Genomic DNA, 24,181 nt, shown 5'->3' with positions numbered 1-24,181 from the left:
TTTATTCATTCTCCTTCTTTTTCTTCATTGGATATGATTTGCTAATAAACGGGATTTCAGCGATTCCAGCCTGTTGATTCATGTAAACAGCCATAACAAAAAATACATTAGCTAGTAATCCTAAGTAGTCGAAAAGAATGGCCGGTACTTCCCTTTCCTCTGACACTTTATGTAGCACACGGTACGATTTTTTTGCCTCACTCCGACATAAGTGAAGCGCAGTTGCAGCCCCCGTGCCTTGTGGCAAAACAAAATTTTGAATTTGTTCCTTTACATGTCCTACATAAAAATCATAACGACCACTGAGCCATGACAAATCTTCTTCCGTTACCGCAAGTTTGCCACGTACCGAGCCATTGACATGGTATGCCATTGGCAAAATAGTCAACAAATCTGCCCCGACTACTTCAACTTCTTCGGCTTTTACAGCAGCCAATGCTACACCTATATGCGTTGTTAAACTATCTGTACGGATTTCAAAATCAACTGTAGATATTTTTTCACGCATGAACGGGTAACAAGAATAACGCGCATCTTTTTTCATCTGTAATCCCTTCTTTCTTTCATGAACAGATTTTGCTTAAAAGGTGCATAAAAAAAACGTCGCTCCCTAGGGAACGACGAAAATAGCATATATAGTGTTGTCTGACGAAGACAGCTAATGTATTTGCCGTATATCCTCCTAGCTTCCGAAGAGTTTTTATACATTAAATAACGATCGGTCTCCTGGCTCGTACAGTTTGCCACCTTCATTTCGTAGCGCTCATAAAGCCTTCCCATCCTGTTGTCTTTGGACAGTGGCATGTATTATGATTTTTGTACTTACAGTTGCGGAAACAGCCTCGGTCTTACACCGAATTCCCGATTATGCTAAAATTAGCACCATTATTCTGCAAGAATTATTCACTTGAATAGCAGTTTATCATATATGGATTTAAAAAAATAGTTATGAGATTGAAGTATAATCGAATATATCCACACAGTACTTAGCACTATTTCTACATCGTGACCAGCTATTCGTTATTCTTTCCTAATAATTCTGACTAAAAGAACTAGCTATAAAATTTTTTCAATTGCTTGCTCAATATCTAGTTGGGAATCGGTTGGTTCGAAGCGTTCAACTGTATTACCTTGATTATCTACTAAAAATTTCGTAAAGTTCCAACGAATATTACGCCCATCTAAAAAGCTAGGAGAGATTTGGATAATTGACTCCGCTAACATCTTTTCCTGCATATTGGCTTTGCCGAATTCACGAAAATCTACTTCGTGCTTTAAATAATTGAATAATGGATGTGTCCCTTCGCCATTTACCTGAACTATTTCAAAAATCGGGAATGTTACCCCGTAGTTAATTTGACAAAGTTTAATCGTCTTTGCTCCATCTTCTGGGTTTTGTTCCCCAAATTGATTACAAGGGAAACCTAGCACAACGAAATTATCCTTGCCATATTTATCATACATTTTCTGTAAATCTTCGAATTGATATGTAAAATCACATTGGTTGGCTGTGTTGACAATTAGCATCGTCTTTCCACGATACGTTTCCATTGATAAAATTTCACCGTTTGGCTTCTTTACTAAATAATTATAAATACCCATTATCTCGACCCTTTCTAATTACTATTTTTTATATAGAATGATCAACTATAACCTTCCACCCTTTATATTGCGTGAACAATTACGTTGCGTATTCCTCAACAAATGGTTTTATACTTGTCGCTTTTTTGGAAATCTAGTAACTATTGCATACTAAAAACTATGTAAGTAAATAAGACCTATATTAATATGAATCAAAAATACTGTTTTTATCATTATAACAATAACCTTTCTTTCTTCAAAATGACATGCTCAGCCACAAAAATAGCCATCTCGCTATGTTAAACGGATGGCTGTTTTATATTTCTTTTTACATTTTGTATCTTGCTCTTCATCAATTAATCTCATCGCAATATCCAATAGTTTATGATCATTAGTAGCATCAAATAACTTCTTGAAAGAGACAATTATATCATAACGAATAAGTGATGGTTGCTTTTCATCGATACAAGTTTGGAACCTTTTTGCTAAATAAGAAACAATTAAATCTCTTTGAACCTGTCCAGCAAGTCCTATTTGCCAGATTGCTTGTAATGCATGTCTTGCTGTTACTTTACCTTCATCATACGTCACTGCCCAGATTTTTAGAAAATCATCAAGAACACGCTCTTCTGGATCACTCTTCGCTGCTAACGCACATAAAAACTGTGCAGCACGCGCACGCGCATGTCCATTATTATATGTAAGGGCTTTAACAAGTTGTTCCCAAACTGCATATGTCCAATCTACTGGTTCTTGCACAATCTTCATCAGTTTTCTATAAGACTCATATTCAATTTCACGGTCACGCTCTGTTAAATTACTAAAAAGCTCCAAAATCTCTTTTTCCATGATTTATCCCTACCTTCATTACTTTCAGAACGTTTTTAAATTTTAATTTTATTGTGTTACACTGTACTTAAATTAATGATAAAAAGGAGAGCTTATGAATAGATCGATAACTCGAAAGTTGATTATACGAACGCTAGCGATTATATGCCTACTAGTAGCTGCATATTTTATCATACCAGTCTCCGTGCCCATACTATTAGCGGGTGTTACAGCTTTTTTATTGGAACCCATTGTCATGTTTTTTAAACGAAAATGGAAAATGTCTCGGAAAATAGCTGTTGCATTTATATACATAGTAAGTGTTATTTTTATTTCTATTATCTGTTACTTTACTATTACACAACTAATGTCGCAAATAATTTCCATTTCCAAACAAGCACCTTACTATATTTCTAAGCTATCTGAGATGTGGGGGCATATGCAAGAGAATATTTCAAAATATACAGAAGACTTTCCGACTGAAGTGAGTTCCTCACTTCAAAAAACGGCAACCGACTTTATTAAGAAAATTGAAGAATCTTTTTTAAACTTCTTTAATTATACCAAAGTTACGACCTTCTTTTCACAAATTCCAAGCCTCTTTATTAGTCTTCTCGTTTATATGATTGCTCTATTTTTATTTATGCTCGATTTACCTAAATTAAAACAGATAACTTATAAATATTTAAAGCCATCAACAGAAAAGAAATTAAAAATTATTACGAACCGTTTAAAAGATGCATTTTTCGGTTTTATGAAGGCACAAGTTCTTGTTAGCTTTATCATTGCCGGAGTTACATTTGTTGGGTTACTCCTTATTCAACCAAAATTTGCGCTAACAATGACTTTTATTATTTGGATTATTGATGTTATCCCGTTCCTCGGCTCCATTATTATTTTAGCGCCTTGGGGAACTTACCACCTTTTGATGGGGAATACATCGATTGCCATTAAGCTCTTTGTTCTTGCAGCTATTTTATTAATTATTCGTCGAACTGTCGAGCCTAAAGTAATGGGCGCACATATCGGTTTATCTCCTCTGCCAACATTAATAGCGATGTTTGTCGGTCTACAACTATTCGGTATCATCGGCTTACTTGTAGGGCCATTTGTTATCATCTTATTGTTCGCCTTAAAAGAAACAGGGGTTATTAAAATCAATTTTAAAATCTAGTAGATGTTAAATACATTGGACGGTTGATTGGAAGATGGCGGACGCTAAGGCTAAGGTTCACGGCTATGTTAAAAGTCCTGCAACAAAAAATTATAAAAATAAACACAGGGCACATTCTATTCATTATAAATAGAAGTGCCCTACATTATTGTCTATTACTTTGAATTAATAAGCTCCGCTTTCTTTAAGAAGCGTTCGATTATTACCGCCACTTCTGCACGTGAAATGTTGGCAGTTGGCGCGATTGTTTTATTTGCCTTACCTGTTACTAAACCTGTTTTTACTGCAACTGCAATAGGAGATTTAGCATATTCGGCAATTTGTCCTTCATCTATAAACGCAGCTAAAATAGTTGCCGCTTCTTGCTCTGAAATCGTTGTATCTACATCGGTTAACAACAAAGCACGCGCTAAAATAGTTATTGCTTGCTGACGTGTAATTTTATCATTCGGCCCAAAGTTACCATTGCTGTAACCTTGAATAAGCTTGTATTCACTTGCAGCATTTATATAACTTGCATACCATGCATCTGTTGTTACATCTTCATAATGACTAGTACGATCATCTGTTTTTAAACCGAGTGCACGGACTATAATAGCAGCAAATTGTGCACGTGTTATATCTTGATTAGGTGCAAATATGCCCTCACGTACTCCATTAATAATCATTCGAGAGCCAAGATTATTCACAGCCTCTTTTGACCAATGATTAGCCACATCGGTAAATTCAATAGGATTCCAAACAAGAGCATACGTACTATTTGTTAAACTATTAATAACCGCATAGTACTTTCCTTCTTTTTGTATCACTTTTGTCGGTACATGTTGTGCTGTGCCGTCTTGTTTAACGACGATCGCCGTTGTAATTTTGCTTGCTTCGACGTCTTTTGGTATCGTTATTGTTCGTTGAACATAAGCATTGAAGCTTGTAACATCAACCGTTTTCATAGTACTTACCGCTTTTACAGTAAATTCAATAGGTGCAACCATTACAGAGAATTTACCTTGTTGTGCCACATTTTCTACAAACTTAACCATATCGTTTGTAGGCTTCGCAATTTCGATTTGTACTTTAATGTCTTCAAGTGCAATATCTTTTCCTATTTCTGTAGAAATTGCATCTATATTGATTTGTGAAGCTGGCAATGTGTAAGAAGCTGTTGGTGTTTGAATCACTACTAGTGCTTGCTCATTCTGCATATTTTTTACCATTTGAGCATTTAATTCTCCAATAATGATATCAGCATCATTATTTACAGGAATAGTCACAACAGCTTTTTTACCTTCTGCTGCTAGTTTTTCCTGTAATTTTTTAGAATCTACCGTGACCGTCATTACTTTTTGAGACCCTACCTGTGTGCTTGTCGCTTTACCAATGGCCTCTTCTTTACCATTAACAAGTACTTTTACATCTTCTGTAGGAGTCGGCTTTGGAGTAGGTTCCGACGTTGATGGTGTACTAGAAGAACCACTATCACCACTAGAGATAACGAACCACTTCGCGTAGACCGTTGTATTGCCTTCAATTCCTTTTGTAAAATCAAACACCTTCGCCAGTTCACGATCCATATACCAACCGCCAAAAGTGTATCCAGCCTTCGTTGGATTTTCGCTTGGTTTTGTAGCGACAGCTCCCACTTGTACTTTTTGCGCTGGCACTTTACTACCACCATTCACTTCAAAGGTAACAGTAAATTGTTGTACAACCGTTATTTCAAAATCAGTTGTAACTCTGCCTCCAAAGTCGTCTTCAGCAGTAACAGTAATAGTAGCTTGGCCGGCTGATAATGGGTTAATTTTTAGATTATTATCTTTGATTGAAACTGTTGCAATTGCTTCTTTATGTGAAGTTGCAGATAGTGTCAAAGAATCATTATCTAAGTCCTTAAACGTATTTGACAAGTCCAAGGAGATAACATCGCCACCTGCAATACCTTGTTGATTTGCAATCGGTTCATTGACAGTAGGGATTTGGTTTTCTTGTACAGAAAAAACGACATTTCCTGTTGCTTCTTTCGGATCAATTACTCCAGAAGTTGTACCATCATCAACAATTGTATATTGAAAGCCCGTTTGACCTTTAAAATCCTTTTCTAAGATAAACTTAATTTCATCATTTTCAATCGCTACCGTTCCGCCCACTGCATTATCAACAGATTTCACGCTAAGTTTTTGATTGTTTTCGTTTTCTGGACCTGCTTTATCATTAGCAAGCAGCTCAGCAAACGTGATGATTTTAGCTTTAGCATTTTCTTTCACTGATAGTGTATCATCTGTCGCGATTGGTTCATCATTCACTTCACTCACAGAAATAGTAGCTTGAGCCGTATTACTTAAGCCACTATCTGTTGTATCAAGTGCTGCAGCAACATCAAAACTAAAGACATCATTTGCCACTGAATTTAAATATTGTGTCGGCGTGAACTTTAAGCCGCTATCCCCTTCTGCAATGGTAATAAAATCTCCTTCTTGGATGACTGTTGTACCATCGTTTTTGAATAATGCCCCACCTTGAATATTACTAATTTTCAGATGTGTAACGGCATTTCCATCTTCTGATGTAATAACTAATCCGCTTTGCGTTTGGCTATGTTCCGTAGTCGAAGCACTTGTAACCAATGGGCTACTTGCGTTTCTGATTACAGTTAGAGTATACGTATTTTCAATACCATCGCTAGACTTCACAACGACAGGTATACTATTTTTCCCAACTTGGAGTGAAAGCTCATCAGATGGACTTTCACTCGTAACATCTGTATCTAGTACTTTTATTGTAGCGGCAGTATCCATCACTGTCGGTGTTACCTTTAATGAAGTTACCGCATTATCTACATGGACGATATAGTCATTTGTGTCTTCTGCAAAAGTAGGGCTTAGTGTTCCTTCACTCACAGTTAAATTAGACAGTGTTGGTGGATTGCCAACTAAAACATTACATGTCGCAAATTTTGTACCATCTTTTGTTGAAGTGACTGTTATTGTAGCGCTACCTTCTGCTAACCCTGTCACTAACCCATTTTGGTCAACTGTTGCAATCGTAGGGTAGCTAGATTCCCATGTTACATCTTGAAATGTTGCATTTGCAGGAGTAAATAAAGCTGTTAACTGTTTTGTTGCATTTGGTTTAAGCGTTATATTCGTTTGATCGAGCGCTAAATTAGTAAGTTCTGTATATAGATTTACTGGATAATAGCTTACTCCAGTTCTCCCAACTGTCAAAATATCATTTACACCATCATTATTCATATCTTCTATAAATAGTTGATCGATGTTTTCCCCACTTGTAGTAACATCAGGAGCGCTGTTAAATTGACCTATCCCATTATTAAGGTGAATATCTAATTTCTTTTGATTTGCATTATTTAAAGTATTAAGAGCAATATCCTTGTAACCGTCATTATTTACATCACCAATTGCAATTGAACCATTCATAAATGCACTTCGACTTAATAGCGTTATATCAAAACCTGTATTCGTACTATTACGAAGTCCTACAGATATTTCAATTGAATTCGTTGCGTAACTACCTCTCACTAATACAAAATCATCTTTTCCGTCTTGATTTAAATCATCTGAAGCAACATCTCGTGCGACTATACTATCCGATCTTTGAGGTACTGCTTCAAGCTGAAATGTACCATCGCCATTACCTAGTCCAATTTTAAATAAATCATTATGATTTCTATTATTTGTCGAACAAATATAGTCTAATTTACCATCACCATTAAAATCACCCATAGAACAACCATAATTTCCCGACTGATTATCTCCACCCACATTCTCTTTCAACAAAAATGAAGGGTTATTTGGTGTACTATTATTAATACCAACATACATTTCATCAGGTCCAAACCAAATGACATCGACTTTTCCATCATTATTGACATCTCCTGTTTGCACATTAGTTCCATACAATGCTTTTGAAAATAGATTAAACGTAGATTGTTTCGTTAATGTTTGATTATCACGGTTCCATAAATAAATATTATTAGGGCTTTCAAGAGATCCATTTGGCCCTGCTGACACAATATCTTGTTTACCATCACCATCTAAATCAGCCATTGACGTGCCATTAAATCCATTTTTCTCCGGGCTTTCAGTATGTAATTGATAGACTGGTACTCCTTTTAAATCGCTTAACGTAAAGGGTGTTAAACCCGCCATTCCTGCCATGTGGAGTGTACCATTACTATCTTTTCCAATAGCTACTGCTTTTTGTCCAAAGCTAATTGGACTACCCGAAAATACCGCTTGTGGTTCTCCTAGAAATATTTGGTTTAACGATGCTGCTTTTGCTTGTTTTGGTGTTATTGGTAGCAAGCTAAGTAGCATGAACAAAATAATCACAACATGTAACAATTTCTTATTATGCATTCTATTTCTCCTCTCCCTTTTTATTTTTCTAAAATGAATGCCGTAATCAGCATAACAATAGTAACTCTCAAACTTCTCTCAAATACGATACTTTAGCATTATTTCCATAGGGAATAACTATTACTATTTTCATTATCAATCGATTTTAAATCACTAAAAGGACTTAACTGCAAATAAAAATAGCATCTATTATCGTGATAATTCGATAATAGATGCTATTGTATATTTTTATTTAACTTTTTTGCTATTTCATTCGTCTAACTTTTATAAGCTTATTGAATACGACCGAAGCCTACTAAATATTGGTTCCACCAATCAAGTGATTCGATCACTACGCCTTTATTTTGCGCATCAATCATTGTGTTATTACCAAGGTAAATCCCAACATGTGCTACGCCTGAACCATAGCTAAAGAATACTAAATCACCAACGCGAGCTTCACTTGCTGAAATACGTTGTGTTGCTAAGTATTGTTGTGATGCTGTACGAGGTAATGATACCCCAGCTTGCTTGTAAGACCATTGTACAAGACCTGAACAGTCAAAGCCTGTTGTAGGGTTACTACCACCCCAAACATACGCACGACCTAGGAATTGCTTGGCAGTTGAAATAGCACCACCTGAAGATGCTGTACCAGCACCAGATCCCACGACGATTGACTGTGGTTTGCCACCATTATTGTTCACTTGAACAACAGGTGTAGCTGATTGAAGTGCACGTAAACGAGCCGCTTCTTCTTCAGCAGCCTTACGTTCAGCTTCTAAACGCTCTTCTTCTTGTTTCGTTGCAATTTGAGCCTTTAATGCAAGTGATTTTGCTTGGTTTTCAGCTTTTTTCACTTCCATTTCGCTTTCCTTTTGTTGAAGCTCTTGGAATTGTTTTTGAAGCTCTTTTTGTTTTTCATCTAATGTTGCTTTTTGTTGTTCTAATTTCGCTTTATCTGCTTCTTGTTGATTTACTAGCTCTTGGTCAGCATCCATTAATGTTTTAACCGCTACGACACGGTCCATTAAATCTGCAAAACTCTTTGCTTCTAGCACAACGCTTAAATAGACACCTACAGTGTTATCTTGTGCTTGATAAGCCGCCATACGTTCACTTAAAATAGCTGAACGTTGCTCAATGCGTTTTTCCGTTTCAACAATACCTGCATCTACTTCTTTGATATCAGCTTGTACTTGGTTAAATACTTTCACTTTTTCATCGATTTCTTGTTGTAGCTGTTGTAATTCTGTCTCTAATTTTTTTACTTCCGCATCGATTTTTGCTTTTTTCTCGATCATTTGCTGAGACGTTTCTTCAGCGTGTGCTTCAATCGGTTGTACTGTATTAAATAATAAGCCGCCTGCAAGTGCTAATGTTAGCACCATCGACTTACGCCATTTATTGCGCTTACCCATGAATCTTCATTTCCCTTCATCTATCAATTTCGCTCTTTATTTTCTTATGTAAATACTTGAACGATTAAATTAAGTTCTTATGTTTTTATTAGCCTTTTAAAGTTTAGCATTAATGGAGTAACTTTTATACTATTTCTCACCGTTTTAATCGTAAAGTAAAACTCGAAATATAATTGTAACATTGTATAAAACGCGACATTTTTCTACAAAACCTTTATATGTAGCTATAAAATGACGTTTTCATCTACAAGTAGTCCATTTCACCTTGGTGTTTTGTAATCTTTTTGTAATATAAAAAAGGTAGGAGAATCATCCCCTACCTACTATTTCATTGAACGTAAAGCTTGAATGGACAGCCGTACTAATAATATCGCACACAGAAATAACCCTAGATATGCGGCCGTATTCAAATACACTGCATATGGTTCATGTATAAATTGAGAAATGGCTAACAACGCAACAGAAATGATTCCAAATGTAATACCGACAAGTAATAAGACAAAACGGGAAAATAGCTGAGTAATGAAACGTGCATTGTGGTCATCTGAAAAAATATCATGATGCAATATAATTTTTCCACTTTCTACTCGTTGAATCAGTTGGTCGATCCGCCTTGGCATTTTTCGTAAAGTAGGTATTAACATCGACAGTTCTTCCTGTATACGCTCTTTTGTTTCTAACGGTTCTTTAAACGGTCTTAAAAATGCAGCTCGCATATAAGATGCCGAAAAATCCTTCGCTTCTGTAAAAATATCAAATTGCGAATCAATTACACGCAATGTTCCATCTAGTGTTACTAATGATCGAAGCGCCAAACCAACAGAAGGATAAAACGCAAGACCAAAATCCCGTACTACTGTAAATAATGAATGAATTAGCTCTTCGGTTGGGATACGATCAACATAGGATATTTTCAGCAATATTTGATCCATAGCCTGCTCCACCCTAGCACGTTCCGCATGTTCTTTATTTTCTACGAGTAGCATTAAGCCATCATATAAAATACCTGAATCATTTTGTTGAATACCTAGTAAAAATAGCTTTAACCCTTCTTGCTGAGTAGCACCTAGACGTCCAACCGCTCCGAAGTCTAGCAGAATTGGGACTCCATCGGTCTCATCAATATAAACGTTCCCTGGATGTGGATCGGCATGAAATATCCCTGAAAATAACATTTGTTCAAAAAAGGAATACAAAATTGTTCGTGCAAATTGGCTACGATCAATGTTTAGTCGTCGAAATTCAGATGCCCCTTCCGCCACACTTTTACCACGAACGTATTCCATAACAATAATGTCTTCATCACAAAACTCTGTATATATTTTTGGGATGCGCACTTTATAATCGCTTTTAGCAAGAGCATTTGTTACCTGTAGTGTATTACGTACCTCGATATCTAAATGAATTTCTTCCCTTAACCCATCAGCAAATCCACCAGCTAATTCCCGGAAGCCTAACGACTCCGCCCAAGTAGATTTGTTGGAAAACCAATTGGCAAATTCCTCTAAAATATCAAGGTCATCACGCATAATGCCCTTTACCTCAGGACGCAGTAGCTTCACCACAACTTCTTCGTAATTTTTCAGTCGTGCCTTATGTACTTGTCCAATAGAGGCTGCTGCTAATGGCTCCATTTGAAAGTGAATAAAGACATCATCTACTGACCTTGGTAAGGAAGTTTCTAAAATCTTTGTCACCTGCTCATGCGGCAAAGGTTTTACACTTTGCTGTAGATGTTCTAGCTCATCAATGATAATTGGAGAAAATAATTCTTTACGCGTAGATAGTACTTGCCCGAATTTGACGAAAATCCCGCCGCATTGCTCTAACGTTGTTCTTAAGGCAATGGCAAGCTCCTTTTCATTTTCTCGTTGCCTAGCATATTTAATCGTTTGAACAATCCCATTCGTCACTGCAATTTTTAACACCTGACGTAATCGCTTCTGCTGACGCCAGTAGCTACGCAATCTCAATAAAATTGATTTTTGCCCATGACGGCGCTCTCCACCTTTAATACCAATCGGATCAAAAAGTTCGAAAACGAGGTAGAGCAGCATGGAGATAAGGAGCATACTACCTATCCAAATAAGGGTGCTTACTTCCGTAACGGTTTGCATCATCGTTTCCGATAAAAAATCTCGATGGCGTAAGTAGGAATACCAATATACAAAGGACGTAAGCGTAACACTAATAACAACAGAGAGCACTCTGCGTACAAAATTTATATTAGAACCTATTAACCGTCCGCTAACAAAATAAATAATTCCTGCAACAAAAATAATTTGAATTAGTAACTTCAAATAAACCAACAAGTGCCACCTCCCGCTGTTTTTCCTAATACTGCTAGTATAACAAATTCATGAACGAACTTTCCTTTACTAGCCACTAACGACAACAAGAGGTTTTACAGAAACATATCTTCATCAGTTCAAGTCATTCCATTAGCACCTTTTATCTAGTATGTACTCTCCTACAGCGAAAAAATCCACTCCGCTTTCCATGGGTACATTGTAAGACACAACAACTTGTGCCCTCCCAAAGAAATCTTCGTGGATTTTTAAATTTCAGAATTGTTTGAGTGACTGGCACTTGTTAGTTCGTAGAGAGCACTTGCTCCCAATCAATTGTGCCATTTTTCACTTGTTCGCGTTTCTCTTTGTTCATTAAATCGTTAGGACGACCACCTTTAGGCCAGTCTTTATCGTGGTTGGCCCACTCTGGACGATCTTGCGATAAAATGTAAGCAGCTAAATCAGCAGCATCTTGATCTGATAACGTACCACCCGCTCCAACTGGCATATTGTTTTGAATGTAGCCAGCCATTTTAGACATACGTGCCATGCCCGCTCCATCATTAAAGGAATTTTCGCCCCACAATGCAGGACCTGTAGTAGCACCCGTTCCTGAACCATCAGCAGCGTGACAAGCAATACAAGATTGCGCATAAAGTTCTTCACCATGTGCTACATCTGGAATAGGGACGCTTTTCATATTACTTGTGCCAGCCCATTCACGCTCTGCACCAATCGGCACGCCTTGTGAAATATAAGCAAAGTAAGCTACCATCGCTTCAAGCTCGTCACTATTCATGTCAAATTTTTTACCGTTCATACTTCGCACCATACAGCCATTAATTCGCTCTTCAATCGTTACAATGCCTCCAGAACGAGCAATATATTGTGGATAGTTAGCTGTGACACCAACTAGAGAAGAAGCTTGTTCATCATACCCTGCACCTGCATGACAGCTTGTGCAAGATAGCTGATTTCCTACGTATTCATCTGCCGCAACATGCGTATTATTTACCAGTTCATAACCATATAAAATCGCTTCTTTCATCGGTCCATCCGGTACTTCTTCGATACTTGGTGGAGCGTAGACGACTTTTTGTGAATTTGCCGTCGTTGGTATTTGTGTTTTAACCGCCGCTTCGTTCGTCTCACCATTGGCGTCACCTAATATTTTGTCACTAATGGCTGCTCCAACAAAAAGAGTAGCAGCTATTAAGATTGTTCCTGCTATACCAGTTGTCATTTTCTTCATCACTAATACCCCCCTTTGTATGTTAATTTTATTCTAGCAAGATAATTTATGGCAGGATGTGATTTTTCTCACACTTCGCAATTTTAGAACCATAAAGCCGATAAAAATGGAATTAATATACATAAACATTTGTACTATAACAACAGAAACAATGCTTAATACCCCTTGTAGTTTCAACTTTTATCTGCTAACACTATTGGACAAAAACCAACGGCTTGCTTTGTGGCATATTGTTCGCGAGGAATAATGCTAGCGTTCAGTGGCGACTCCTGCTCAGAACGCCTAAAACGTATGGCGCAAGCTTTCCATGCGCAAGCAGAGGGTTGCGGCTTACTGTGCTAAGCGGAAAGCACCGCCGAAGCGGACAACAACGACATAGCAAAAAAAGAGGATGGGACATAACTAAAAAAATTTAAGGAACAGAGGAAAGGTGTCCATAAATTTTTGCTATATGGAGTACTTAGCTATTCTTGCTTTTGCAATAAATAAAAAATTAGAAGGGTTCACTAGTTGTTGGTAGCGAAGGCGGTGACTCCAGCGGGAACGCACACAGCGTAAGACGCAACTAACCTGCGCGTTAGCGAGGGTTGCGGCTTACTGTGCTAAGCGGAAAGCACCGCCGAAGCGGACAACAACGACATAGCAAAAAAGTGTTAGATTGACCTCAGTCAATCTAACACTTTTTCACTTTTGTGCAACAGCGTATGATGATGCACTTATAATTTACATGCACCATCCGCACAAGAAGCATCGCCATTACCAACCATATTTAAAGTAGGTTTAATACCTGCAATTTCCGCAGCTTGATGCAATGTACGTACGAATACTTCATTCGGCTCAGCACCTTTAATACCGTAACGATTTTCAAAAACAAAGAATGGTACGCTTTGTACCCCAATCTGTTGTGCATCGTAGCGATCTTTATCTAATTCTTCCTTAAAAGCTTCACTTGTATTCAGTACTTGTTGTGCTTCGGCAACATCTAAGCTCAGCTCTTTAATAACCGCTAGCAACATGGCATCATCATTTAAATCTTGACCCTCCATTAAGTAGGCAGCCATTAACGCTTCTATATAAGCGGCTTCTTTCCCAAATTGCTTCGTCCATTTTGCCAAGCGGTGGGCTTTCTCCGTATGCACTTTTTTCATCTCAGCAAATTGATATGTGAGGCCAACTTCTTTCGCTCGTTCTGTAATACCAACCGTCATTTGTTCAGCTTCTTGACGTGTTACGTTTTGCTGAGCCATCAAATGTTCATAAAAACTTTGCCCAAGCTCTTTTGGTGCATCAGGATCAATTTGATAGGATTTGTACTCTATCTCTACTTGATCAGTATATCCAGCCTCTTTTATTGCTCGCTCTAACTCTCTCTTCCCTATATAGCAAAATGGGCATGAGAAGTCTGAAAACACTTCTATTTTCATTGTTATCCTCCTATAAAATATCCATCCAAATTTTAATAGCCGTTGCTAAAATCAAGACAGCTAATATCCCTTGTAATACTTTCGTATTCATACTTTTCCCTGCTTTTGCTCCTAATGGCGCTGCTATTAAACTTGCCACAATCATGATGGCTGCTGGATAATAATCAACTTGCCCCGTCATTAGCTTTCCTATTGTTCCCCCAATGGAAGAGATAAAAGTAATGGCTAAACTTGTAGCAATCGTCATACGCGTTGGAATTCTTAGTACAACAAGCATAATCGGTACAAGTAGGAAACCACCTGCTGCTCCTACGATACCAGAACCAATACCAACGATGAATGCTAAAATTACCGCTACGGGCTTATTAAAAGTAACATCATTCATTGGCTTATCGTCAATTTGCTTTTTAGGAATAAACATCATAATTGCCGCTATAAGCGCCAAAATCCCATAAACTATATTAACGCCTGCCTCCGATAAATATTGGGAACCAAAGCTACCGACAAAGCTACCTGCTAAAATTGCCCCACCCATATAAATAATCAGTGATTTGTTTAGATAGCCACCTTTACGATATGCCCATACCCCTGCAATCGAAGCGAAAAACACTTGTACAGCACTAATACCTGATACTTCATGTGCTGTGAATGCAGTAAATCCTAGTAAAGGTGGAATATATAATAGCATTGGATATTTAATAATCGAGCCTCCAATACCAAGCATACCTGAAATATAAGATCCTACAAAGCCGATTAAAAATATCGTAATAACCCATGTTATATCCATCTATTTTTCCTTCTTTCAAGTCGTTTACACCTTGTTCCTTAACGCAAAAGCTAAGTTCACCAAAGCTATTACCGCATTCGGCAAAATGCATTGTAGAATGAAGTTGAAAGGTGAGTGTCCTCGCTTGAACACTCACCCACCCTATTACGCTTTTTGAATAAAGAATGTAATGACGCCCGCGTCTTCCGATTTATCTAAAATCGTGTGACCACCTGCATTTGCCCATGCAGGGATATCCGCTAAAGCCCCTTTATCAGTTACTTGTACTTCCAAAATCTCACCTGTAGCTAGTGTATCCATCGCCTTTTTCGTTTTCACGATAGGCATTGGACAAGATAAACCTTTTGCATCTAATTGTAAATTTGAGTTCATGTTAATCTCCTTTTAAATTGTTTGTAAATTGTTTGGGTGACTGGCACTTATCTTACTGCACAGCGGTTCGGGCCAATCTCCATTTCAGTTTGTTCCTCTATAGCTGGCGTTATTTTCCCCATGTTCACTTGACGAATTTCTTGATATGCATTTGGTTGTGGTGGTAAGTTATCTGTTACAATACTGCGGAATGTTTCATCATCCTCAATATTTAAGCCATGATTTTCAGCAAATAACTCTCCTAAACGTTTTGCCACAGTACCATCTTCATTTAACTCATCAATAATCATAAAATGTGCAGGTAGAACAACTAAATCATCAGATAATTCACGGTAGCGTTTATAAAGTGTTTCACGTAAATCGCCAACCCAGTCCTCTGCAAGTCCCGCTAAATCAGGACGACCAATGGAATCAATAAATAAGATATCCCCTGTTAATAAATATTTGTTATCTACAACAAACGACGTCGAGCCAATTGTATGACCTGGTGAATAAAGTGCACCTACATCAATTTTCGAAGCACCAATTTGTACCACATTGCCATCTACTAATGGCGTATAATCAAATACAACCTCTTCTGCATCTTTCGGTGGTAAATAATATGTTGCACCTGTTTGTGCTGCAATATGGCGTCCACCTGAGATATGATCCGCATGCAAATGTGTATCAAAAATGTGCTTAATTTGAACATTTTTCTCTTTTGCAAAGTTTGTAAATACATCCGTGAAGCGTACTGCGTCAATAATTGCCGCTTCGCCTTCAGAAATAACCATATAAGATAGACAGCCTTTACCTAAACGAACGAATTGGTAAAGCTCACCACCACCTGTTAAATCGCCTACTTTAATCGGTTCTAAATATTCACTCCACGTCTTCATACCACCCTCTAAATAGGCAACAGTACGTCCAGCATCTGATAGCATCTCTGCCACCATCATTGAAGATCCTTCTTTTGCACAAACGACTAAAACATCTTTGTCCGTAGGGATTTTAGGTAAAATTTCTTCGACACCATCTAATAGCTCAAAATACGGAATATTAAGGTATTCAAATTTATGTCCATCGATTTTCCAATCTTCAAATGCATCTGTATTACGTACATCTAAAATAAATAATTCTTTGTTATCGATTACTTTTCTCGCTACTTCTGCAGCGCTCCATTTTAATACTGACACTTTGTTTACCCCCCAAGGTATTATTTCGTTGATTTTTTTAGCGGAAAGGACATGCCTCTCCGCTTATTTTTATCTTCTAGTCAAAATCCATTCTACTACTGAATATATTCAGCATTCGGTTATCACTCATGATAAGCCGTCGACATCTGTTGCAGCTAATTAGAACGTTAATGATGGCGCTGCATCTTTAGCAAACTCTAAGAATGTTACAGCTCCTCCAACCTCAATACCGTCTACAAAATCTTCTACTGTTAAGCCCATTACATCCATCGTCATTTGACACGCAATAAATTTAACACCTAATTCTTGTGCCATTTCAACTAATTGTGGAATTGCAGGTACATTCGCTTTCGCAAAACCTTCTGCAAAATGCTCTGCACCAGCAGGCATTGGTAAAGCATTCATGCCTTGCTTATGAATTAAATTTAATCCTTCAAATGTGAAAAAGATTGCTACTTCCTTGTCAGAAGCCGCCGCTGCTGTTGCGATATTGAACACCTTATACGCATCAAAAAGACCACCGTTACTTGCAATAATTGCTACTTTGTTTGACATAATAAATTCCTCCAATTTAAATAGTTTTAATTAATTCGCCCGTCCAAGATGTCATACCTGGTAAGACGTTATACACTTTTGTAAAACCATTTGCCACAAGCTTTTGTGCAGCTAAATCACTGCGAGTGCCTGTACGACAGATTACATAAATTTCACGTTCTTTATCGAGTTCAGAAAGGCGCCCTTCAAGCTCACCCATCGGAATGGACTTCGCCCCTTCAATGTGGCCGAAAGCGAACTCCGCTTCTTCGCGCACATCGAGGATAAGCCCATCTCTTCCTACAATTTGCTCCAACTCAATTGTGGACTCAAACGTTTTTTCATTCGCTGACTCCTGTGCGCATTTACGAATGTAATGCTTAAGCACAGCATCTTCTTCCACTGTCCCAATATACTGATGCCCTACAGACTCAGCCCAAGCTGCGATATCGGCTTTTGAACCTTTATCTGTAGCTGAAACTTCTAAAATTTGACCATCCACTAATTCAGCCATCGCCTTTTTCGTTTTGACGATTGGCATCGGGCAAGATAGCCCTTTGGCATCTAGTTGAAAATCTGCCTTAATACTCATAACTTCCTCCTTATACCTATAAGGGTATTATTTTTGCTAAAAAAATATACAGTAGGGTATACCCTCACTATAGACTATTACTGTACTTCGCCTTCCCATGCAAGCATGCCACCAACCATATTTGTTACATCGAAGCCTTGACTTGCTAAAAATTGCGTAGCACGACCGCTACGAGCACCTGATCGACAAACGATAATATATGGTTCATCTTTATTTAACTCGTGCATGCGAAACTCAAGTAAGCCGAGTGGCATATTCATCACGCCAGGAATATGTCCAGCTTGCACTTCGTCTACTTCACGAACGTCGATTATTTTTAACATCTGTCCATTTGCTAAAGCTTGTTGTACTTCTTTTGCTGTGATTTCCTTCACAATAGTTTCCTCCTAATAGGCGCTCATGCCACCACGGACATTAGTTACGCGCTCATATCCTAGTTTTTTCAATTGCTTACACGCCTGACTACTACGCATACCACTCTGACAAATAACAACAACTTCTTTATCCTTCGGTATTTTATCAAAGCTAGAGCCTAACGGAATATTTTTGAATTGCGGGATGTTGCGACCTTTGTATTCAGCTGGCGTTCGCACATCGATGAATACTTTATCTTTATCATTCAGCACATTTTTTAATTGAGCTGTTGATATGGACTGCACTCCTTTTGCTGGCTTCATACGCCAAACTAAAAACCCAATCACAATAGCGATCATAATCCATGCTTCCAAGTATCACTACCTCCTATCTATATACTATTACGGGTATAATAAATTTATCTACTTTTTACGACCAAATCCATCGCTTCTTGGATGGCACTATTCATTTTCTCTGAATCCCCATCAGCAGTCGCAACACAATTCAGCAAGTTCTCACTAACAATAACACCTATTGTCCGATCAACTGCAGAACGCACGGCGGATAGCTGTGTAATCACATCTTTACAGCTTTGTTCTTCTTCCATCATGCGCAAAATCCCACGCAATTGGCCTTCCATTCGTTTTACACGATTTGCTGTTTTAGCATCGTACGCCATTATGTGTACGCCTCCCTTCGAATTAAGTGATTCATCTTGCTTACGTGTTTTATAATATACCCCATTAGGTATAATGTCAACATGAAAGATCTATTTTTTTCTTAAAGCGCTTTGCATATAGATTTCATAACGCATGACATGAAAAAAACTCTGTTACAAGTGCGTAAAATGCAGCTTATAACAGAGTTCATTATAATTTTAGTTTGCTAATTGCATGGCAGGTCCAAAGAATTCATAGTGAATTTTTTCATCTTTAATACCAATTTCATGGAGATTTTTAATAACTGCCTCCATAAAACCAACAGGACCACAGATATAAACGTCCGTATTATCTGGAATCTGTGCAGCCAATAGTTCTTTCGTCAATAACTTATCCTCATCCGAATAAAGGGCTGTATAGGATGCATTCGGAAGGGTATTTACTTTAGCTTGGATGTCATCACTAAATGCTACTACTTTTTCATTACGTGCACATTGGATAAAATGCACTTCATTCAATGCATCATCCTTTAAAGATTGTAGCATACTGTTTAATGGTGTTACGCCGATTCCTCCACTAACAAATGTAATTGGAGCTGCAGTTTCTTCTAATACAAATAAACCTGCTGGCACACTTACATCTACTAAATCTCCAACTTGTAACACATCGTGAATAAAGTTAGATACTTTGCCATTTGGTGTATGATCGCTTTCACGTTTTACTGAAATACGGTAGCCATCCTCAGCACTCGCTTGAGAAAGTGTATATTGGCGGTTTAATAAATATTCTTCCCCTGGTACTTTGACACGAATGCTAATATATTGCCCTGGTTCATATGCCGGAAGTGGCGATCCATCTTCATTCACAAAGTAAATAGAAGTAACAAGATCACTTTCAACTTCTTTTTTAGCTACTTTCAATGGTTTAAACAAACGCCATCCACCATTATTTTCAGCTTTTTGATATAGATCTTCTTCTACTTGAATGAAAACATCCGCAATAACGCCATATGCTTCAGCCCATGCGTTAATAATATCATCTGTTGCCGCGTCACCAAGCACTTCTTTAATTGCTTTTAGTAGATATTCCCCTACAATCGGGTAATGCTCTGGTAAAATTCCTAAACTACGATGCTTATGAGCAATTAACATAACTGCTGGTAAAATAGCTTCTAAATTTTCAATATGAACTGCTGCTGCATACACGGTATTTGCTAATGCAGTTTGTTGACGGCCTTTTTCTTGGTTTGTGTGGTTAAAAATATTCAATAATTCTGGATGAGCTTGAAACATATTTTTATAAAACGTCTTAGTAATTTCTACCCCATGAACTTCTAATACGGGTACTGTTGCTTTAATAATTTGTACTGTTTCTTGTTTTAACATATCGCATACCATCCTTTCGTGATTACAATATAACGCTTACATTTCATTAAAGCAATATATAAAATACATCTTTAACAAAATAGACATATTTGATGTATCTGAAATACATGTTTTAAAAAAGCAATGATTAACAATAATTTAAGGTAAAAATGCTATAATTATTGAAGTAATTACAGAAAGCAGGGTGTTCCAATGCGATTAACTTTATACACAGATTACTCCCTTCGAACACTCATTTATCTAGGTGCGAAGGAAGACGGTCAACTATCAACCATTCAAGAAATTTCAGATGCCTATAATATATCAAAAAACCATTTGATGAAAGTGACACACCAATTAGGGCTGCTTGGTTACATCGAAACGATTCGTGGTCGAGGTGGCGGTATCCGTTTAGCAATCGATCCAAAGTCCATTACGATTGGTGAAATTGTACGCCATACAGAAGAAGATTTTCATCTTGTTGAGTGTTTCGACAAAGAAAATAACTTGTGTAAAATTGCACCTGAATGCCAGTTAAAAGGTGTCCTCTATGAGGCATTACAAGCATATCTAGCTGTCCTTGATCGCTATTCTCTTGACGATTTTTTACACTCCAAGGAGAAGTTAATGGCCTTGTTATCTGGTAAATAAAAATACCCGCTCAACAATTGTTGGTCGGGTATTTCTTTATAACAGCCTTTATTCTAGACATTACCTTTATAATGCTTATAATGCTTTTGCAAAGACAATCATATCTAATGCTCGTATGCCATTTTCATAAATGGGTTCAGGATACTTACTGAAAAAATTCTTTTCGATGGTGTCCATCCGGAAGCCTGATTTTTGATAAAACGCAATATTGTCAATACTAGAATTTGCTGTGCCTACTAAGATATTTTCATATCCTTGTCCTTTACAAAGAGCAAAAATTTTGTTCAAAGCTTCCTTCCCAATGCCTTTGCCCTGAAATGTTTCCACAACCGCTATATTTTTCAACTCAATTGTTGCGTCTGACTGTGGAATAAGCAAGGCTGTACCTGCCAATTTTTCACCGCATTTAATGGTGTAAAGTTCACCATCATTCATATATTGGCGAACGGTCATTTCACTTTCATCCGCTAGTAATAAATATGGTAAGAAGCTTTCACGGCTACCTTCCACTTTTTCTATTGTTGTATAATAACGTACAAAATCCACACGTTCAAAAACGTTTAATACGCAAGGTTGCTTTTCCTTCACTTCTAACCAAGAATGTTCCTGCGGAAACTCTTTTTCTACGCCTAGACGAATAAAAGGCAATTTTTCCTGTGCCTTTTGTGAGCGAATATTGATCTTTCTAGCTCCTGCGAAAACGCGTTCAAGCCCTAAATCAAAAAAAGCAATTTCTAAAATGGCCTTTTTCGCTTCCTCATTGTAGCCTTTTCCCCAAAACTCATATCCTAGCCATGACCCTATATGACAACACTTATTTATATGGTCTATAAACATCAATGCTGTTACACCAATGAGTCGACCTTCCTCATTTAGCACAACACGAGGAACAGTTTTTCCTTCTTCCTCGTCTACACATTCACGTTTGATAAAATTAATGGTATCTTCCACTTTCCCAGCAGGTAACCCAAGCGCATCTCGAACCTGTGGCATTGAAGACAATGCATGCATTGCTTCAGCATATTTTATGTCATGCTTTACTAAAGTTACTGCCATATTCTTATCTCCTTTTACGTATTTAGGTTTTACTATGCCAAACATGCATTGGACTTTTTGCTATATCCTCTACTGGCATATGAATCATGCGAAACACACGCTCTTCATTAATTTTCTGCAAATCTGCATAAACCTCGCTTGAGCGACTTAAACCAACTGCCATAGCATCAGCTAGTGAATTAGCATAATAAGCCTTGTCGACACCCGCCATTGCCATTGCACCGAAGCACATCGGACAAGGTGCCCCACTTGCATACATAACCGTGCCTCGCAAATCGATAGAACCGAGTTTTTCTTGTGCACGTCTTAAGGCAAGTAGCTCAGCATGACCTGTACTATCCGGACGCAAATGCAGTTCATTGACGCCTTCCCCAATGATTTCATCGCCCTTTACCAAGACAGCTCCAAATGGCTGACCGCCCTGTGCTATATTTTGAAGAGCAAGCTCCACTGCTCGCTCCATCCATTGATTCATATATACTCCCCCTGATATTTAATTATACGTAAGTTGCCACGATACACCGAAACGATCCTGAATCCAAGCAAACTGCTTAGAGAACCCATAGTTATTTAACGGCATTAACGCTTGTCCACCATCCACTATTTGTGCAACTAAACTCTCGATTTCTTCTATCGTCTCACACGCCAAAAAGATGGATATTGCAGGGGTAAAAGAAAAAGCATGCTTGATTGAACTGTCATTCATCATAATTTTCAGACCTTTTAAATCGATTTCAGCCATGGCAATCTGTTGTGTGTCCTCCACATAAGTCAAGTTTTCAATTGTTAACTCTGGGAACCATTGCTTATATTGCAGAATAGCTTCATGCGCTTGTCCTTGGAACATTAAAAATGTAGTAGCACTTTTCATATATTCAACTCTCTCTCATATCTATTAACCCATTGTGCAGGGGTCATTTTGGAAACAAGTTCTCCAATCAAATCATATGGAATATTTTTTGTACTCGTAAAACGAATACAGCTTTTCCCCATATTTAGCTTAGTTGGTACACGCTTTGCATACTCCTCTTGAAACCAAGATAATAAAGCGTTATCTGCATAAATACCCATATGATAAACTGCTATATGTCGCTTTTGCGCTGCTAAGCTAATAAATGGTAGTGGTGTATTAGCTGTTACATGATAACCTTTAGGATATGACGATAACGGCACTACATAACTAATCATGTCGTAAGTCATTGTTTGTTCAAAGCCATCAGGAATATTCGTTGCTACTACGTCCGCAAGCTTTGCAAAGCTATCTCGCCATTTTTCATCTACTTGTTCGATATATGCATGCATGAAATTCCCCCACTTTTCAATATTTTGCTTCTAGAAGAATTAAAAATATTCCTTAATAGTAGTATGAAGCTTATTAGTTGGCAATAGTGACAGTGTCATTGCTACAACAATCGACAAAAGTTTTACAGCATATAGCTTTTACCCCGAGAACCTTCTGCTCAACCCTTTGCCTTTCGGTTGTGTTCTTTCATCTTAAAACTAGCCCTTGTGATTTCATGCATCTCCGCTAAACGAGCTAGCTGTGTCTCTTGCTTTTTCGCACTATAAATATATCGTGCCCAATCTTTTTGATATCCTGACGTTAGCGCGTCTTAAACAGCAACATCATTTGGATTTTCTATCAGTATAGCGCGCAATAAAGGAACCATACATTCATAGTAGCTTACACATTAGCTACTTGCTGTCTTTTTTTAATGCTGACAATAGAAAATGACTCATCCAATGACATAAGCCTTTATTGACCCTAAATTTATCACAAAGTATTTAAATTAACTCCTATTGTCCAAAATATATACAAAAAAACGCTTGGATCAATTCCCCAAGCGCTTTGTTCTTTCTTTTTTTATCTTCCTGCTTGCATTGCATAGTTCCTATAAACCATACCGTTCGTTTTCATCATCCCAAATTTTTCATAGTAAGGTACAAGGTCATCATCACAGCATAAATCAATCATATAAATCTCATCCAGTTCTTTTAGCATTCGACTTACTAATTCCTTGCCTATACCTTTATTTTTGTATGGAGGTAATACTTCCAATAATGGAACATAGGCAGATAATACACCATCACTTATCGCCGTAATAAACCCTATTACTTCATTTGTATGCTCATCAATTGCCAAAACTATTTTGCTGCTATTCTGCAACAATCGTAAATGTGTTTGGGGATTAGGTGGATTCGGCCAGTCTACAAAAAAACCATTTAACATATTTGCAGATATACCTTTGAGTGAATTCTTATAAATCATTTTCTCAACTCCTAATATTTTTACTATTAGATAGCTGCAAAAAAT

At 37.6% G+C, this 24,181-nt stretch carries 25 protein-coding genes and 1 riboswitch; of the genes, 2 read left to right on the top strand and 23 right to left on the bottom strand.

The annotated features are described in order from the left end of the window. Position 1: 1 nt before the first annotated feature. The 3 genes from C9J37_RS14290 to C9J37_RS14280 form a co-directional block, all read right to left on the bottom strand. The gene (locus C9J37_RS14290) at positions 2 to 544 is read right to left on the bottom strand and encodes a cobalamin adenosyltransferase family protein (RefSeq protein WP_107895878.1); all 543 of its coding nucleotides are present in this window, start codon (positions 542 to 544) and stop codon (positions 2 to 4) included. Between the two features lie 155 nt (positions 545 to 699). Beyond that, a riboswitch (cobalamin riboswitch) is annotated at positions 700 to 902 on the bottom strand. Between the two features lie 154 nt (positions 903 to 1,056). After that, positions 1,057 to 1,602 carry a glutathione peroxidase gene (locus tag C9J37_RS14285; RefSeq protein ID WP_107895877.1) on the bottom strand — a complete coding sequence of 182 codons (546 nt, stop codon included), beginning with the start codon at positions 1,600 to 1,602 and terminating at the stop codon, positions 1,057 to 1,059. A gap of 273 nt (positions 1,603 to 1,875) precedes the next feature. Beyond that, positions 1,876 to 2,430, bottom strand: coding sequence for a hypothetical protein (locus tag C9J37_RS14280; protein WP_107895876.1), 555 nt, complete (start codon positions 2,428 to 2,430; stop codon positions 1,876 to 1,878). A 94-nt stretch (positions 2,431 to 2,524) separates the two neighbouring features. Here C9J37_RS14280 and ytvI point away from each other — a divergent pair, with 94 nt between their 5' ends. Next, positions 2,525 to 3,583: a sporulation integral membrane protein YtvI gene (gene ytvI / locus C9J37_RS14275; RefSeq protein WP_069508033.1), complete on the top strand. Its 1,059-nt coding sequence runs from the start codon at positions 2,525 to 2,527 to the stop codon at positions 3,581 to 3,583. A gap of 155 nt (positions 3,584 to 3,738) precedes the next feature. Here ytvI and C9J37_RS14270 read toward each other — a convergent pair whose 3' ends face one another. The 14 genes from C9J37_RS14270 to hmpA form a co-directional block, all read right to left on the bottom strand. Then, on the bottom strand, positions 3,739 to 7,956 hold the full coding sequence (locus tag C9J37_RS14270) for an S-layer homology domain-containing protein (RefSeq protein WP_107895875.1): 4,218 nt from the start codon (positions 7,954 to 7,956) through the stop codon (positions 3,739 to 3,741). A 272-nt stretch (positions 7,957 to 8,228) separates the two neighbouring features. After that, positions 8,229 to 9,356 (bottom strand): C40 family peptidase, encoded by a 1,128-nt coding sequence (locus tag C9J37_RS14265; protein ID WP_069508036.1) that lies wholly within the window; start codon positions 9,354 to 9,356, stop codon positions 8,229 to 8,231. Positions 9,357 to 9,679: 323 nt separating this feature from the next. Next, the gene (locus C9J37_RS14260) at positions 9,680 to 11,665 is read right to left on the bottom strand and encodes an ABC1 kinase family protein (RefSeq protein ID WP_024364579.1); all 1,986 of its coding nucleotides are present in this window, start codon (positions 11,663 to 11,665) and stop codon (positions 9,680 to 9,682) included. 283 nt (positions 11,666 to 11,948) lie between these two features. Further along, positions 11,949 to 12,899 carry a c-type cytochrome gene (locus C9J37_RS14255; protein WP_107895874.1) on the bottom strand — a complete coding sequence of 317 codons (951 nt, stop codon included), beginning with the start codon at positions 12,897 to 12,899 and terminating at the stop codon, positions 11,949 to 11,951. 716 nt (positions 12,900 to 13,615) lie between these two features. Continuing rightward, positions 13,616 to 14,323 carry a DsbA family oxidoreductase gene (locus C9J37_RS14250; RefSeq protein ID WP_107895873.1) on the bottom strand — a complete coding sequence of 236 codons (708 nt, stop codon included), beginning with the start codon at positions 14,321 to 14,323 and terminating at the stop codon, positions 13,616 to 13,618. Between the two features lie 10 nt (positions 14,324 to 14,333). Continuing rightward, positions 14,334 to 15,110 (bottom strand): sulfite exporter TauE/SafE family protein, encoded by a 777-nt coding sequence (locus C9J37_RS14245; protein WP_107895872.1) that lies wholly within the window; start codon positions 15,108 to 15,110, stop codon positions 14,334 to 14,336. A gap of 144 nt (positions 15,111 to 15,254) precedes the next feature. Beyond that, positions 15,255 to 15,482 carry a sulfurtransferase TusA family protein gene (locus C9J37_RS14240; protein WP_107895871.1) on the bottom strand — a complete coding sequence of 76 codons (228 nt, stop codon included), beginning with the start codon at positions 15,480 to 15,482 and terminating at the stop codon, positions 15,255 to 15,257. 47 nt (positions 15,483 to 15,529) lie between these two features. Next, on the bottom strand, positions 15,530 to 16,657 hold the full coding sequence (locus tag C9J37_RS14235; RefSeq protein WP_107895870.1) for an MBL fold metallo-hydrolase: 1,128 nt from the start codon (positions 16,655 to 16,657) through the stop codon (positions 15,530 to 15,532). A 159-nt stretch (positions 16,658 to 16,816) separates the two neighbouring features. Beyond that, positions 16,817 to 17,212: a DsrE/DsrF/DrsH-like family protein gene (locus C9J37_RS14230; protein ID WP_107895869.1), complete on the bottom strand. Its 396-nt coding sequence runs from the start codon at positions 17,210 to 17,212 to the stop codon at positions 16,817 to 16,819. A 16-nt stretch (positions 17,213 to 17,228) separates the two neighbouring features. After that, positions 17,229 to 17,783 carry a sulfurtransferase TusA family protein gene (locus C9J37_RS14225; RefSeq protein WP_107895868.1) on the bottom strand — a complete coding sequence of 185 codons (555 nt, stop codon included), beginning with the start codon at positions 17,781 to 17,783 and terminating at the stop codon, positions 17,229 to 17,231. 77 nt (positions 17,784 to 17,860) lie between these two features. Beyond that, positions 17,861 to 18,157, bottom strand: a complete 297-nt coding sequence (locus tag C9J37_RS14220; RefSeq protein WP_107895867.1) for a rhodanese-like domain-containing protein — start codon at positions 18,155 to 18,157, stop codon at positions 17,861 to 17,863. A 12-nt stretch (positions 18,158 to 18,169) separates the two neighbouring features. Further along, a complete protein-coding gene (locus tag C9J37_RS14215; RefSeq protein ID WP_024364588.1) occupies positions 18,170 to 18,511 on the bottom strand; it encodes a rhodanese-like domain-containing protein in 342 nt (113 codons plus the stop codon). A gap of 44 nt (positions 18,512 to 18,555) precedes the next feature. Then, the gene (locus C9J37_RS14210; protein WP_024364589.1) at positions 18,556 to 18,816 is read right to left on the bottom strand and encodes a metal-sensitive transcriptional regulator; all 261 of its coding nucleotides are present in this window, start codon (positions 18,814 to 18,816) and stop codon (positions 18,556 to 18,558) included. Between the two features lie 198 nt (positions 18,817 to 19,014). Further along, positions 19,015 to 20,181 carry an NO-inducible flavohemoprotein gene (hmpA, locus tag C9J37_RS14205; protein WP_107895866.1) on the bottom strand — a complete coding sequence of 389 codons (1,167 nt, stop codon included), beginning with the start codon at positions 20,179 to 20,181 and terminating at the stop codon, positions 19,015 to 19,017. Between the two features lie 192 nt (positions 20,182 to 20,373). Between hmpA and C9J37_RS14200 the strand changes: the two genes are divergently transcribed. Beyond that, a complete protein-coding gene (locus tag C9J37_RS14200; protein ID WP_107895865.1) occupies positions 20,374 to 20,811 on the top strand; it encodes an Rrf2 family transcriptional regulator in 438 nt (145 codons plus the stop codon). Positions 20,812 to 20,886: 75 nt separating this feature from the next. Here the strand turns inward: C9J37_RS14200 and C9J37_RS14195 are convergent, their stop codons facing one another. The 6 genes from C9J37_RS14195 to C9J37_RS14170 form a co-directional block, all read right to left on the bottom strand. Continuing rightward, positions 20,887 to 21,867, bottom strand: a complete 981-nt coding sequence (locus tag C9J37_RS14195; protein WP_107895864.1) for a GNAT family N-acetyltransferase — start codon at positions 21,865 to 21,867, stop codon at positions 20,887 to 20,889. Between the two features lie 22 nt (positions 21,868 to 21,889). Further along, positions 21,890 to 22,342 (bottom strand): nucleoside deaminase, encoded by a 453-nt coding sequence (locus C9J37_RS14190; protein WP_024364593.1) that lies wholly within the window; start codon positions 22,340 to 22,342, stop codon positions 21,890 to 21,892. Between the two features lie 18 nt (positions 22,343 to 22,360). Continuing rightward, positions 22,361 to 22,738: a VOC family protein gene (locus tag C9J37_RS14185; protein WP_107895863.1), complete on the bottom strand. Its 378-nt coding sequence runs from the start codon at positions 22,736 to 22,738 to the stop codon at positions 22,361 to 22,363. Beyond that, on the bottom strand, positions 22,735 to 23,169 hold the full coding sequence (locus C9J37_RS14180) for a DUF1801 domain-containing protein (protein ID WP_167397317.1): 435 nt from the start codon (positions 23,167 to 23,169) through the stop codon (positions 22,735 to 22,737). Before C9J37_RS14180 ends, C9J37_RS14185 begins: the two co-directional genes overlap by 4 nt. Positions 23,170 to 23,327: 158 nt before the next feature. After that, a complete protein-coding gene (locus tag C9J37_RS14175; protein WP_235617122.1) occupies positions 23,328 to 23,438 on the bottom strand; it encodes a hypothetical protein in 111 nt (36 codons plus the stop codon). 293 nt (positions 23,439 to 23,731) lie between these two features. Then, positions 23,732 to 24,136, bottom strand: coding sequence for a GNAT family N-acetyltransferase (locus tag C9J37_RS14170; RefSeq protein ID WP_107895862.1), 405 nt, complete (start codon positions 24,134 to 24,136; stop codon positions 23,732 to 23,734). Positions 24,137 to 24,181: the final 45 nt, after the last annotated feature.

It is taken from the genome of Lysinibacillus mangiferihumi (genome assembly GCF_003049665.1).
Lineage (GTDB): Bacteria > Bacillota > Bacilli > Bacillales_A > Planococcaceae > Lysinibacillus > Lysinibacillus mangiferihumi.
This window is presented reverse-complemented; position numbering and strand designations above follow the sequence as displayed.